Raw genomic sequence first — 14,686 nt, forward strand, 5'->3', positions numbered from 1 at the left:
CTCTTGACGGGCACATTTTCAAAGCTGTTTGACACTTTAAGGAGGTTTGTAATAGCGACTACTAAATTTTATCCGGTGCTGCTTATTGCCGCGTCGTTGCTTTTCAGTCACCGTGCTTGGGCTATTGAACTTAGGCCGTCTGGAGCTAATCTCGCTTTACAAGTAACCACGGCTTCCGAAAAGAAATCAGCTCTGATCAATCGTGGGGAGTATGTGGCCCACCTGGGAGACTGCATCGCCTGCCATACCGTACCCAATGGAAAATTGATGTCCGGCGGATTGGAACTCAAGACGCCGTTTGGCTCACTCTATTCCACCAACATAACACCCGATGTCGAAACAGGCATCGGTAAGTATTCTTTTGAGCAATTTGATCGCGCCATGCGCAAGGGAGTCGCCTCAGATGGGCGCAATCTGTACTCCGCCATGCCATACCCTTCCTACGCCAAGATGACCGGTGAAGACATGCGCGTGTTGTACGCTTATCTGACTCAGGGAGTTGCGTCAGTCAAGCAGCTCAACAAGCCTGCGGAGATGTCCTGGCCGTTCAGCATGCGTTGGGGACTGTCGCTCTGGAACGGGGCATTCCTTGATGGGACTCTCTTCAAGTCTGATACGACCAAAGATGCCAGATGGAACCGCGGAGCTTATTTGGTACAAGGTCCGGGACATTGCGGTGCCTGCCACACGCCCCGCGGCATTGGCTTTCAAGAGAAAGCTATGACTCAAGAAGGTTCTAACGGCAAATTCTATCTTTCAGGCGAAACGGTAGAGGCTTGGCGAGCACTCAGCCTGCGTAACTTATGGGCAGTGGAAGATACTGTCTTGCTGCTTAAGACCGGGCAGAATCGCTTCGGTAGCGTTTCCGGCAGCATGGTCGAAGTCATTCATCACAGCACCCAGTACTTTAGCGATGACGATTTGACAGCCATTGCCATCTATCTGAAATCGCTGCCACCCGGGAAGAACGATTTACCTATACCCGCAGTGCCAGTTGATGCGGCTACATCAACAATTCCTCTCAACCTTTTCTCCACGCGGGGTGGGTTAGGATATCTGCAATTCTGTGCCGCTTGCCATCGTCAGGATGGTGCGGGAGTAAAAGGAATCTTCCCGTCGTTAGCGCAAAACGCTTCTGTTGCATCGTCGGATCCATCGACACTTGTTCATATCACCTTGACGGGTTGGAAAACAGCGCAAACGGCGGCGCACCCGCGCGTATACACCATGCCGGCTTTCAGTCGATTGGCTGATCAGGAATTGGCTGAAATCCTGAGCTTTGTGCGTGAAAGTTGGGGCAATAACGCCGGGCCAATCAATGCAGCTCAGGTTAAGAAATTGCGCCGACAACTCGACTCTCAGACCATAGATTCCCCCAAATTTGAAACTCCGCGTCTAGCGAATCTGCTTACCCAACCCAACCCAGAACAGTTGATTCGCGGCATGCGTTTGCACCTTGAAAGCCAAGCATTATTGCCACAGAACGTCGGTAATGCACTGAATTGCACAAGTTGTCACCTGAACGCAGGCACCGTGGCTGATGGGTCGCCTTTCGTGGGTGTTTCTGCTTTCTTTCCAGGCTATGCCCCACGTGCGTCAAGAATCATCACAATTGAAGACCGGATCAATGGCTGCTTCAGGCGTTCAATGAACGGCAAACCGCTAGCGGTGGAATCCGCAGACATGAAGGCGATGGTGGCCTATTTCAATTGGATGAAAGGTGAAACCAAGTCGCAGGACAAAGTCGCTGGCCGTGGCGTGGGCAAGGTTGATACGGCAATCAAACCCGATATTGAAAACGGCAAAAAAGTCTATTCGCTACAGTGCGCTGTGTGTCACGGCAAAGGAGGCGAAGGCTTGAAACAGGCGGATGGTCGATACATTTATCCTCCGCTATGGGGAGATGATTCATTCAACATAGGCGCAGGCATGGCTCGCACCTATACAGCCGCGGCGTTTGTGAAAAGAAATATGCCAATAGGATTGCACGAGAAGTTTCCTCTGGGGCAAGGCGGTCTTTCTGATCAAGAAGCTGTTGATGTCGCCGAGTATTTCTCCCACCAGCCACGTCCGGATTTCCCGGACAAAGTAAAGGATTGGCCGAAGGATAAAAAACCGCAAGACGCGCGATATTGATTCCCGCTCAACTCAGCGCTCAAGCGGGCCAGTCGCTGAGGCGGCCAGAATGGCGGCAACCCTTACATCTACATTGCCGTGCCGGTAATATTCGAATGCTGCGGCGAGACCTATGGGCGGAAGCAGCACCGCAATGGACGTTCCCGTTGCCATATGCTGAGAGAAACCGGCCCAATAAATAAGTGCCGGTACGATGACGATGCCTCACCGATGCCGAAGAGGCCCGCTGATATACCACCGAGAACACCGATAATTACGAATGTGAGCCATGACGGCATCTGGATTCTCCCTTCAAATTAAAGATAGCTGCACAAGTAGGCGGATCAATAATACGTGCGGCATTCGGCGATATTTAAGGCATTTCATTCGTGAGGCGTATCCAGTAAAATCCGTTTATTGGATATACGTTGTGCGCGTCATTATACCTATTTCTTAGCGTCAGTTTTTATAGGCCACTCGGCTCCTGAGTCTATCCAGGCTTTGAGTAACGCTACGTCTTGTTCGGAAAGTTTGTGCCTTTCTGCCATAGGCATATCTTTTTTTGTACCAGACACAATCGCGATTAACGGGCTTATAGCGCTCTGTTTCGGCATAATCAGGGGGGGACGATCATTACTTCCGAAGAAATCCTCACTGCGATCAATACGAAAATGGGCTAGTTGTTTTTGCGGGCCATGGCATGGTAGGCAATTGTTCTCGAATATCGGATAGATATTTTTCCAAAACTCTATACTCTCTTGATCGATACTGCTCTGCACTTGGTCTGTGGCTAAAGATTCATTAACCTGACGGGTATGCGCCCAGTGTTTTCCCCGCATTGGCCTAGCTGTTTCTTTAACACTATTTTGAGCCGTCCACGCGAAGAGCGTAATCGTAAGAGTGACTATACTCGCTGTTAAGATGCCACTGCGGATGAGTGAAGGGTGTGCAGTCGTTACCAAATGGCAGCGCTTGCCTATAACGGTCACTATCCAGTTCCAATGCAGCACTAAATGAACCACAAGTACCATCAAAAGTCCCTGGCTTATCCAAAAATGGATATCACCCCACTGGTGGCGGGTGTAACCCCATAAACTCAAAGTTTTGTTGCTGCCTGGTGGCAACGGGAAACGCAGTAGGTAACCCGTTGCAATCATGCCTAAAAACAGAAATGCAGCAATTATGTCGATGATGATGTTGGCAATTGTGCGATTCATACTTTTTATTTATTCAATAACGCCGTTTCACAAGCAATCTGATAAACGATAAAATGGATCAACTTTGCTGAACGCAGTGCTATTAGATTAATGAACTTTGGGCTTAAGACGCGAATTTACACGCATTGCGCGGATAAGTCTGCACCGGCAGCCGTTTGTATGTTGGCTTAAAAGTTTAAGCCAACAGTATTGAGCTACATCGTCCCCATTGATTGCTGATAAATTTATTTGGCAGGTGTTAATTCAAAAATAATTAATTCAGCGGAGTCTTCGCCCATGTTTTCAACGGACATCAAATGCCCGGATTCCCAAAAAACATCGCCGACAGAATAGGTGTTGGTTTTGCCGCCTTCAACGACTTTTAGTTTGCCTTTGACAACATAACGAGGCCCCGGTCCTTCATGGGTATGGCGGGGTGTTTTAAAGGCGGGCGGGAATGTGACTCGTATTACTTTGGCATTAACGTTGTTGCCGGGAAGTTCAACCGTGTTTTCTAATAGAACAGCTCTGTTTAAAGTGGGTTTTTCCTGAGCCGAAACAATTTTGATATTGATGAAAAGTAGCGCGGTAAACGTAACCAGAAGTAATCCTGCTAATTTTATGGTTTTTATTTTAAACATCTGCTAGTCGCTCTGCCTTATGTTATAAAAAATAAATCCAGCTATGGGATAAGCTGAAAAGGTTCTTTAAACGGCCTCTAACGCATTTTTCAGGCACGCCACTTCGCTTATCCAAAGTTAATGGAACCGTTTATGTGTCGGGTACTTATTTCGCCTCGTCAACCATCTGGATGATTTTCTCCTCAACCTCTTTGGCAACTTCGACTAATTCGGCATCCTGAGATAGTGCCGAAAGCATTGGCAACGGCTTGATGAGGCCGATCATGGTTTTGCCTCTCTCCGTATACACCGAAATACGACACGGCAACGCCATGTTCAAGCGCATATCGGCGGACAAAACTTTTGCAGCCTGTCCCGGATTGCAGACTTCAAAAATTTTGCACTCGTTATCAAAAGCAATGCCTTTGCTGCGTAGCGTGGCACCCAGGTCGTGGACATGCAATACCCCGAAGCCATGATGTTTAACGGCTGATTCAAGGTCTGCAGATGCTTGGTCGAATGATTTATTGGTTTCAACTATGTAATACATGGAATAACCTCGATCTTTGTGGTCGAAAAAACTTAATAAAAGGATATCCTGTTTAGATAGGAATCGTCACCGCATGATTGAAATATCTTCTGGTCGCTGCACCGAAAACCGCTCTACAACTGTCGTGAAGTTATAACCGGACTGGTTTTCTATTTGTCTCTATAAGTAGCCGCTTCGATATGATGTTTTTTCAGTTTTTGATGGACAGCTCGTGGAGTCATTCCAATTTCTTTTGCGGTTGCACTCACGTTTCCAGAAAATTTCTTTAATGCATCATGAAGCATCTTAACTTCAATTTCACCAGCAACTTTCTTCTTTGTCATATTAAGACTTCCTGTGTAAATATGACCTACATTTAAATCAGTACAATCGACAGAAACATCCTCAATAATAGCTCCCTGTGCGAACAAAAACGCATGCTCCAAAACGCTTTCCAATTCCCGAATATTGCCGGGCCAATCATAGATCATCACTTTGTGCCATGCCTTTTCACCAAGAGTTTTTCTAGGCTTTTGATATTTATTCGATAACTGCTTTAGAAAAAAATTAATTAAAGTGCCAATGTCTTCGCGCCTATCTCGCAAAGGTGGGATCTGAATAGGAACAACGTTTAACCGATAAAAAAGATCTTTTCGAAAATCGCCTGCTAACACCATGTCTTTGATTGATTGATTAGCGGCAACGATAACCCGGACATCCGCTTTGATCGCCTGTCTGCCACCCACTCTTTCAAATTCGCCCTCTTGAAGTACACGTAGCAACTTTGCTTGCCCTGACAAACTCAAACTGTCTATTTCATCCAAAAACAGTGTACCAGTACAAGCCCTCTCGAAAAATCCCTTATGAACATTATAAGCTCCAGTGAATGCACCTTTTTCATGGCCAAATAAAGCACTTTCAATCAAAGTCTCAGCTATAGCCGCACAATTTACAGCGATAAACCTTTCCGGGTTACGTCCGCTTCCGACGTGTATTGCTCGAGCAATAATCTCTTTACCAACACCTGTCTCACCACCTATCAGTACATTAACCATGGTCGGAGCAACTATCTGTATTGAATCAAAAACTTCTCGCATCGCTTGCGATTGCCCAATAATGATATGTTGCGAATTTTGCCGAGGATCAGATTCAGTCGCCCCACAATGGCACCAATTTTTCTCTATCTCCTCTGTTACCTGCACAATAGTTTCGGTAGAATTCAATTTAGAAATGATAGAGCCTTCCTGGTTGTGGTATTCATCCCCAGATCTCGCCTGACTCAGCTCCTTATCCAAATGAATACTGATATCGCAATACGTATCGCCAGTAGCAATCCGTTTTTTTAATTCGACTTTTGCGTACCCGAAATTTCGCGCGGCAATACCACCAAAAACCGAAGATGTCATTTGACACAGCTCAGGCGTTTCTTTTACCATCTCACCAAACGGACAACGTGTATTTTCAACGCGGATAGTACCTACATCGCTTGATACCCTAGAAAATCCGCCACCGATTTGATTCTTAATTTCGATGATAACATCGGCATATTGGTCAGACGTTAATGTATTTTCATACTCTAATTGCTCTCTAACAATTTTTTCTAAAGAACTACTCGCCAACAAGCCAAGATGTTGGATATAGTTGTCATTGCTCTGTTGCCCTAAATTTTTCTTGCGCCATAACTTCATACTTTGAATCACAAAGGCCTGAAGAAATGAAGTTGGAGTTAAGCGAGACAATAATTTATTTTTCATTATCATCAAAGACCATGTCTATGAAAATTTAACTTTATGTATTGCTTGGCACAGCATGTCATGATGACGATGATTTACAACCGCAACTGGGGCCATGTTGATGCCTATTATTCGGTGCTTTCGGTTGTAACGAATGCATCGCCTGTTCGCGACCGATCGTTTTATAACCATGCGCAGCTGGGGGCGATAGAATGAGTTTCTCACATGCCTCGCCGCAAGTCGGACAAGTAGGACGAATAGCATTCATTCGATGATTTGCTTCAAACTGTACCTTGCATTGGGTACATCTATAATCATAAGTTGGCATACTTTACCCTCAACTATAAAAAAACTGGGGAACACATTAAGCATTCTCCAGTTATGTAGGCTTTCTAGCCCCAACGAGCAGGTTGTTTAGTATTCACTCCAAACGCAGTAGAAGAAACATCGGTTCTTAAGCGTTTTTCAGGATCAAGTGTAGGGGCTCTCAATCGCCGGGTTTCAACTTCCCAAATCCAACCACTGATAACAACATCCTTAGGTATAAGTGGGTGATTCTTAAAAACATCAATCGTTCTCATACACGTTACATCGACATCGTCCATCATTCCGATCCACTTTGCAAATGAGCCTTTTTCAAGCTTTAGTTCAGGCAATGTCGGATCAAGCGCTACATTGTCCGTATCGATCCCTTTGTCGCAAAACATTTTTTCAAGATCCTGGGCATTCGCCGAAAGCATACCGCACTGGGTGTGCTGCACAATTACAATTTCCTTGGTTCCGAAAAAATTACACGTCAACATAGCAGAGCGAATCGCATCGTCAGTTACAATTCCACCCGCATTACGAAAACAATGCGCATCTCCACCGCCGACAGGTGTATCTACATGAATGCCCAGTGCTTCGTCTACCGGCAAACGCTCATCCATACAAGCAAGAACCCACAAACTTGCGTTATTGTGTCCTTCAGCCCCATAACGGCGACGTTGCGCCCAATAATCATAATCTGTAGTCCGCTTTTCCAGCTTACCTTTCAATGTTGTCATAATCTTATTATCCTCAATAGTGAAGTAAAAAACTTAAAGCCTGAAATGGTGTCGCCACCACATCATACTTCAGCAATTCACATGCCAATCGTAAAGATAGTTATATGTCAATGACTTACAAAAATAATTAGTTTATACACTGACGCTTATTTCTTCGGAAAACATAACTAAAATAGATTTTTTCTTTAAAAATCAATTGGATAAATATAATTAAGTAAAATCCTTCAACTGAGAAGTAAAGGTTCTTACTAGGAAGTAGAATTTCCTTAAAAAATCCTATAACTCGATGTTCAAGTTTTTAAATTTTTTGCAACTGGGTTCTTGAAAAAGTCATCCGGAAACTCCGTACTGTAGCAAAGTCCTTTGTCCTAGGCGCCCCAAATCTCTCCCAACCCTATGTTTGCCAGAAGGAGCATTAACTGAAAAACATCGTCAACAAGTCCAGCCAATTGTTTAAGCTTATCTGCAAGGGTTTTGATGTTCTTTGGGTTCAATAACCCCAATCCGGGCTTCGTGTATCGGGATGTCGTGATATTCTATGCCAAGCACCTTGGATGCGCATGGCTTCTGTGTACATTCGCTGCGAGCCACGGCCGCTACCAATGCTTTGGAGCATAAAGCCGATATTGCCAAAGTCCAGAAATGGCTGGGCCATGCCAATATTTCAACCACCCGACTGTACGAAACGGCATAGTCGGCCGGAAGATAGTCCGAGTTTTAAGGTGGCGTATTAGGGGGTCGTAAACCCAATATCACTAATGGCAGAAATCAGTGCATCTAACGGAAACGGACAATCAAGCTTATTTTGATAAAACCAAAGCCAGAGAAAAAACCTGTGCCGTATGGTTAAAAGGGCAAAGCAAAGCAGTACGCAAGCCTATTCTCTTAGCCGCAGTTGCAGGAATCACCAACGGTTTTGGCGTCATTGTTCAATCGGCAGTGCTGGCTTTCATACTTCAAGCTATTATTATTGACAAGCTTCCGTGGGCGTCATTAATTACGCCATTCATAGTGCTGGCAGCCGTTTTCATCCTACGCAGCTTATGCATATACGGTCATCAAACCTGGGGATTTGAAGCTGGAGCGCAAGTCCGAGCGTCGGTAAGACAACAGTTGTTCGACAAGTTTTTAGCACTAGGGCCTGCCGAAATCAAGCAACATCAAAGCGGTGAATTGGCGGCGATTACTTTGGAGCAGGTTGATGCGCTGGAAAATTATTTTTCGCGTTATTTGCCTCAACAAATGATTGTCGGTGTATTACCGATCATCATGATTATCGTGGTCATGCCGGTCAATTGGGTGGTCGGGTTGATATTTTTAGTAACAGGGCCGCTGGTGCCAATTTTTATGGCATTAGTCGGTATGGGCGCCGCCTCTGCAAATCGCAGTCAGTTTTTGGCAGTGGCTAGAATGAGCGGCTATTTTCTCGATCGTTTGCAAGGGTTGGCGACACTAAAGATGTTTGGTCAGGCTGCCCGTGAATTGGGAAACATCAACACGATTGCTGATGAGTTTCGGGAAAAAACCATGGCGGTATTAAGGCTTGCGTTTTTATCATCGGCCATTCTGGAGTTTTTTAGCGCGGTTGCGGTTGCGCTGGTAGCCGTGTATGTGGGGCTGGGTTTATTGGGGCAGATTCATTTTGGCCCAGCTGAGCATATCAGTTTAAGGGAAGCGCTGTTTGTTCTGCTGTTGGCGCCTGAATTTTTTATACCACTCAGGCAATTGGCCATCAATTATCATGACCGGGCTGCCGCATTAGGCGCGACTGATGCTATACTCGCCATACTGGAGCAAAACGCTGATGCGATGATTACAATCTGTATTGACGATAGCCCGGCCAACACAATCAGCCTGATCGAATTTAACGATGTCAGCAAATCTTACGGCAAGCGTCAGGTTTTAACTGCCATTAACTTGCACATTGCCGCCGGGGAAAAAGTTGCCCTGGTCGGCGAATCAGGCGCTGGAAAAACGACTCTTTTAAATCTGTTATTAGGTTTTGAGTCAGTAACTGTCGGGCGGGTATTGCTTAATGGCCAGACTGTAAACCGTGAATGCGCCGCAAAAGCTATTGCCTGGGTGGGACAAAACACCTACTTCTTCCACGGAAGTATCAAGGACAATATCGTGCTGGCTAATCCAGATGCCTCTGAACAACACATTATTCATGCGGCACAGGCAGCCGGCGTAACTGAATTCAGCGCACAATTGCCGGAAGGTTTGCTCACCCCGATTGGCGAGCGGGGCTATGGTTTGTCGGGTGGACAGGTGCAACGAATTGCGCTGGCCAGAGCGTTTTTAAAAAATGCTGATATTATTTTACTGGATGAGCCGACTGCCAATCTCGATGCAACTAACAAAACGCTGCTATTGGATGTCATCGATCGATTGTTTATTGATAAAACGCTGATTATCGCGACTCATGATTCTGCAGTGATCGATAGAATGAAACGGCGGATAGAGTTACAGCAAGGACGGCTGGTGTTATGAAAGATTGTTGGTTTTTCCTGAAATTATTCAAACCGCATAGCATCTGGTTATCGGGTGGGATTTTCCTGTCATTGCTGACCGCATTGGCTTCTATTGCTCTATTAACGCTATCCGGCTGGTTTATCAGCTCTTCCGCTATAGCGGGATTAGTCGCTATTGGCGGCAATACACTTGCTTTCAATTTTATGCTGCCTGCCGCGCAGATACGAGCTTTGGCGCTCACCCGCACGGTGGGCCGTTATGGTGAGCGCTTGGTGACACATGAAGCAACTTTTCGGGTATTAGCAGGCATACGCAGCTGGTTTTTTCAACAGCTTATTCCCCTGGTTCCGGGGCGATTGTCGGCTATGCGCAGCGGAGATTTATTATCACGCATGACGGCGGATATTGACGCCTTGGACGCGCTGTATTTACGACTGCTCGCTCCGGCCATTGTAGCGGTAATTGGTGTAACCGCAGTTACCGTATTTTTGGCATTTTATTCGCCGGTAGTTAGCCTGACTACTGGTCTTATGCTGATTATTGCTTCGGTATGGACACCGTGGGTTTTTAATCGTTTGGGACGTGACGGAGCCGAAAAAATCGTCGTTTTGGCGGCAAATTTCAGGATTCGGCAACTCGATATGATGCAGGGTCTGGAGGACTTAATAGCCAATCAGGCTTACGGGCGATTCAGCGGTTTTCTTGAGCAATTTTCCGATGCGATGATTAACACCCAGCGCCGGAACAACTGCTTGTCGGCGATTTCTTCAGCGCTCACCTTGCTGCTGTCGCAGATAACCTTATTAACGGCATTAGTTCTTGCAGCGGTTTCATTTAAAGAAGGACTGTTATCAGGATCGGATTTAGCCCTGGTTATTTTTTGCGTGATTGCAGCTTTTGAGTTAGTGACACCCTTGCCGCAAGCCATGCAAATGCTGGCGAAAACCCAAGAATCCGCCCGGCGTATCAGGCAGGTTACAGAAATGCCGCCGACAATTACTTCGTCGGCTCAGCCGTTACCATTGCCGGGCCGTTATGATTTACAGTTAAACGGTGTGAGCTTTCGCTATTCCGATCAGCAGGATTGGGTGCTGAAAAACATCAGCCTGACTATTCCACAGGGCGGTAAAATTGCCATTGTCGGCCCTAGCGGCTCGGGTAAAACCACCTTATTACAACTGCTAATGCGTTATTACGATCCTGAACAAGGCAGTGTGTTATTGGCCGGACAAAATATCAGGCAATTGGATGCCGATGAATTAATGAGCTGTTTTGGCGTATTGTCCCAGCGCAGTCAATTGTTCGCCGCCACTATTAAAGAAAACCTGTTGATTGCCAAACCGGACGCCTCGGCAATGGAACTGGATGTTGCCATTAAAGCCGCAGGCTTGGAAAATTTTATCGGTTATCTGCCGGAAGGTCTTGATACCTGGGTAGGCGAAAGCGGCGTGAAAGTGTCGGGAGGGGAAGCGCGGCGTATCGCCTTGGCGCGGCTTTATCTTAAAAATGCGCCAATATTAATTCTGGATGAACCCACCGAAGGTTTAGATGGTGAAACTGAACGCGACGTATTCAAAGCGCTGGCGGATTTTGCCAGGGATAAAACCGTGGTCATGGTGACTCACCGCGAGGCCGGATTGGTTTTGGTCGATGTTGTCTATCGAATGGAGCGGGGCGTTTTGCGGGAGTTGTAATTCATTCAACCTAAAAACAGTGGAATTTAGCTCGTAGGATGGGTAGAGGCGATAGCCGAACCCAATAGCCTTATGCGATGGATTTAGCGTTTCTCTCCCATCCTGCGCGCTTTACCTCTATTTTAAACACTAGTTTACACCATCGGCGCAACTGAGGAGGTAGGGTATAGATGGTTAGAATGACGAGTAAATTAACAAGTTAAAATATAAGGAACTTAAAAATGTCTATCGGATGGCAAAACATCAAATCATTTAACAATTCTCAAAATAATGCTTTTGAAGAATTGATTTGCCAACTTGCGAGAGAAGAACCAATTGCCGATAAAAAGGAGTTCTATCGTATAGCAGCTCCAGATGGGGGCGTTGAAGCCTACTGTGTTTTAGAAAGTGGTGAAGAATGCGGCTGGCAAGCTAAATATTTCTCATCTATGGGAAGTTCACAATGGTCACAGCTTAGAGAATCTTTTGAAACAGCACTTAGAACTCACCCAAAATTAACCAAATACTACATTTGTATTCCTTTGGATAGGCAAGATCCAAGACGCGAAAACCAATCGTGGTTTATGGATAAATGGAACGAAAAAACTCAGGAATGGGGTAAATATGCAAATGATCTGGGAAGAAGTATTACTTTTGAATATTGGGGAAGTTCGGAGTTGATTCATCGGCTGTCTAAGGAAGAACATGCAGGCAGAAGATTATTTTGGTTTTCAAAAGAAGAATTCTCGGATAAATGGTTTCAATCACATATTGAAAATAGCATTCACAATTTAGGGCATCGCTATACGCCAGAACTAAATTTTGAGTTAGATATTGCAAAGCACTTCGATGCACTTAGTAGAAACGATAGATTTCGTGGCTATTTCAAAAACAGGCTTCACACCCTTCTTAAAAATTTAAAAAAATTAGATACAGAGTTTTTAGGTCAAGATGCAGCTAGAAATTTGATTGGTCTATTAGATAGAGAATTTGAAATTTCCCAAAAGTCAGAATTACTTTACTTTGACATCGAAGCTATTCAGAAAGATTGTAAATTTATTATAAATTCGCTACACGAATACCAAAATGCCTTAAAAAACAAAGAAAGCGAATTATCTAAAGACACGTTTAACTATAAAAATTTCAATATAAGAAACGCTTACGATGCCATATACGAATTCCAAGAATTTATTAACGAACCGACATTAGTTTTAGCCAATTTACCAATAATGTTGCTCTCAGGTGAAGCCGGAATTGGAAAATCCCATTTATTAGCGGATATTGCTTCAAAAAGGATCAATGAAAATAAATCGTGTGTTCTCTTATTAGGGCAACACCTCACTTCTGAAGAATCACCCTGGACGCAAATTCTTAATAATTCATTACGGCTGGAATGTAACGAAAAAGAATTATTAGGGGCTTTAAATGCTAGAGCGGAAGCACAAGGTGAACGCCTGTTGTTTATCGTGGATGCAATTAACGAAGGCCGAGGGCGTTATTTTTGGAACAATCACATAAGGGGATTTATCAATGATTTTTCAAATTACCCTTGGTTAAGTCTTGTGCTAAGTATTAGAACATCTTATGAAACATTATTAACTCCAAAAGACTTAATTCCTGATGATGTCATCATCAGGGTGGTGCATCATGGATTTGAAAATGTTGAATATCAAGCTTCGAGTTTCTTCTTTTCTCAATATGACATTGAGCAGCCCAGCATACCTTTATTACATCCAGAATTTAGCAACCCGCTATTTCTAAAATTATTTTGCGAAGGATTGAAACGTTCCGGTCAAAAGCAAATTCCAAAAGGTTATGGCGGCATAACCAGCATCATAGATTTCTTTTTAGCAAGTGTTGATGAAAAATTATCACCCCCCTCATTTTTTGACTATCAACCTGCGTCTGGTAAACAGCTGGTAAAAAAAGTAATCAACGCGCTCATCCAACATAAGCTACAAAATGATTTAAGTATCATTCCTTACGACTCAGCAGTTGATATAGCGAATAGCATAGTTTCGAAATATAGTGACAGAAAAGGTTTTATTGATAATTTAATTTCAGAAGGCGTTTTATCTAAAAATATCTATTGGAAAAATAATAATGAAGACATTATTTATTTTGCTTATGAACGCTTTGAAGATCACTTAACTGCCGCCTATTTACTCGAAAGCTATCTTGATAAAAGTAACCCTGAAATTGCTTTCCAAGATGAAGGTGCATTAGCCCAATATGTTAATCATATTTATCGGTATCAAGGTATAGTCGAAGCCTTATCAATTCAACTTCCCGAGAAAATAGACAAAGAATTACCTGATTACCCATAATCCTCAGCCATCTTCAGTAACCGCATAGGCATAGGTGGTGTTCTGACTGCAACGTAACATAGGCGGGGCAGCATATCCTCAAGGACAAATCGCCGATTGAAGCGATAACAAAATTCTGCCAAATAGCGCGGAAGGTGTTTATGATTGATAGCGTGATAAGTCCTGTCAATCGACCTTTTGACATTACCTATCATCGTATTGACCCAAGTGAAGGGTTCCAGCGAGACACATTCAGGGCCTCCACCGGTTACGATGCTGGTATGCTGGCATCCTGCCTTGGTAACAAGGCCAGTCCGTCCGAGACCACGTGACTGTCGGTGCTAAGATGGCGCTTCGCCCAACGAGTGATTTCTTTGGAGCGGAACCCGTTGACCACAGTCATGTTCATGGCAATAGGATGTCCTTTTTCGTTGACCGACACAGCCGCCACAAAAGGTGTTTTGTTGGGTGAACCCCGTCCACGCTTGCCTCCCCGATGTTCGCCGCCCCAATACACGTCATCCAGTTGGATGACGCCGGATAACGGCTTACTATCATCACGCTCCTTCATTACCTGCATCAGCTTCTGTTTGATGCTCCAGGCGGTATTGTATGAAACACCTAATTGACGGCGCAGTGAAAGGGCAGAAACGCCAGTTTTTGCTTGTGTGGTCAAGTGGATCGCGAGAAACCAAGTTGTTAACGGGAGTTTCGTCGCAGAAAAAATGGTGCCACTAATGAGGGAATGTTGATGGTGGCAGTGATTGCACTGATAAACCACTCGTGTTTTCAGGGAGCAGTAGCTTTGCCCACCGCATTCAGGGCAAACATAGCCTTGAGGCCAGCGCCACTGAAACAAGGCTTTTCGGCATTGCCCTTCACTCCCATAATTTTTCATGAACTCGCCCAGGCTATAGCCTTTTTGAAATTGAACTTTGTTTTTCATGACGTTATCCCATCCGTATGGTAGATACTGTCAGTATAGACATTCTT

General features: G+C 44.8%; 12 protein-coding genes and 1 pseudogene. 5 read left to right on the forward strand and 8 right to left on the reverse strand.

Going from position 1 to position 14,686, the window contains the following annotated elements; genetic code table 11:
- Positions 1-3: 3 nt before the first annotated feature.
- The gene (locus ABXJ76_RS06525; RefSeq protein WP_432745324.1) at positions 4-2,136 is read left to right on the forward strand and encodes a c-type cytochrome; all 2,133 of its coding nucleotides are present in this window, start codon (positions 4-6) and stop codon (positions 2,134-2,136) included.
- Positions 2,137-2,148: 12 nt separating this feature from the next.
- Here ABXJ76_RS06525 and ABXJ76_RS06530 read toward each other — a convergent pair whose 3' ends face one another.
- From ABXJ76_RS06530 to ABXJ76_RS06560, 7 genes are all read right to left on the reverse strand, one after another.
- Positions 2,149-2,289 (reverse strand): hypothetical protein, encoded by a 141-nt coding sequence (locus ABXJ76_RS06530; RefSeq protein ID WP_432745325.1) that lies wholly within the window; start codon positions 2,287-2,289, stop codon positions 2,149-2,151.
- Between the two features lie 272 nt (positions 2,290-2,561).
- Positions 2,562-3,332, reverse strand: a complete 771-nt coding sequence (locus tag ABXJ76_RS06535; protein ID WP_432745327.1) for a DUF4405 domain-containing protein — start codon at positions 3,330-3,332, stop codon at positions 2,562-2,564.
- 224 nt (positions 3,333-3,556) lie between these two features.
- Positions 3,557-3,952, reverse strand: a complete 396-nt coding sequence (locus tag ABXJ76_RS06540; RefSeq protein ID WP_432745329.1) for a cupin domain-containing protein — start codon at positions 3,950-3,952, stop codon at positions 3,557-3,559.
- A 145-nt stretch (positions 3,953-4,097) separates the two neighbouring features.
- Positions 4,098-4,481, reverse strand: a complete 384-nt coding sequence (locus ABXJ76_RS06545; protein ID WP_432745331.1) for a DUF302 domain-containing protein — start codon at positions 4,479-4,481, stop codon at positions 4,098-4,100.
- 149 nt (positions 4,482-4,630) lie between these two features.
- Positions 4,631-6,214, reverse strand: a complete 1,584-nt coding sequence (locus tag ABXJ76_RS06550) for a sigma 54-interacting transcriptional regulator (protein WP_432745333.1) — start codon at positions 6,212-6,214, stop codon at positions 4,631-4,633.
- 58 nt (positions 6,215-6,272) lie between these two features.
- Entirely contained in the window at positions 6,273-6,521 is a 249-nt protein-coding gene (locus tag ABXJ76_RS06555; RefSeq protein ID WP_432745334.1) for an FmdB family zinc ribbon protein, read from the reverse strand.
- 64 nt (positions 6,522-6,585) lie between these two features.
- On the reverse strand, positions 6,586-7,239 hold the full coding sequence (locus tag ABXJ76_RS06560) for a beta-class carbonic anhydrase (protein ID WP_432745336.1): 654 nt from the start codon (positions 7,237-7,239) through the stop codon (positions 6,586-6,588).
- Positions 7,240-7,777: 538 nt separating this feature from the next.
- On the opposite strand from ABXJ76_RS06560, the gene ABXJ76_RS06565 reads away from it, so the two are divergent.
- The 4 genes from ABXJ76_RS06565 (at position 7,778) to ABXJ76_RS06580 (ending at position 13,714) form a co-directional block, all read left to right on the forward strand.
- On the forward strand, positions 7,778-7,933 hold the full coding sequence (locus tag ABXJ76_RS06565; protein WP_432745338.1) for a tyrosine-type recombinase/integrase: 156 nt from the start codon (positions 7,778-7,780) through the stop codon (positions 7,931-7,933).
- Positions 7,934-8,010: 77 nt separating this feature from the next.
- Positions 8,011-9,732 carry a thiol reductant ABC exporter subunit CydD gene (gene cydD, locus ABXJ76_RS06570; RefSeq protein ID WP_432745339.1) on the forward strand — a complete coding sequence of 574 codons (1,722 nt, stop codon included), beginning with the start codon at positions 8,011-8,013 and terminating at the stop codon, positions 9,730-9,732.
- Positions 9,729-11,408, forward strand: a complete 1,680-nt coding sequence (gene cydC, locus ABXJ76_RS06575) for a thiol reductant ABC exporter subunit CydC (RefSeq protein WP_432745341.1) — start codon at positions 9,729-9,731, stop codon at positions 11,406-11,408. The genes cydD and cydC overlap by 4 nt, the downstream gene beginning before the upstream one ends.
- 221 nt (positions 11,409-11,629) lie before the next feature.
- Positions 11,630-13,714, forward strand: a complete 2,085-nt coding sequence (locus ABXJ76_RS06580; protein ID WP_432745343.1) for a hypothetical protein — start codon at positions 11,630-11,632, stop codon at positions 13,712-13,714.
- On the opposite strand, the pseudogene ABXJ76_RS06585 reads toward ABXJ76_RS06580, so the two are convergent.
- A pseudogene (locus tag ABXJ76_RS06585) lies at positions 13,705-14,639 on the reverse strand (IS1595 family transposase). The gene ABXJ76_RS06580 and the pseudogene ABXJ76_RS06585 overlap by 10 nt on opposite strands.
- Between the last annotated feature and the right edge of the window lie 47 nt (positions 14,640-14,686).

The organism is Methylobacter arcticus, from assembly GCF_050917435.1.
In the GTDB taxonomy this organism is placed as follows: Bacteria; Pseudomonadota; Gammaproteobacteria; order Methylococcales; family Methylomonadaceae; genus Methylobacter_A; species Methylobacter_A titanis.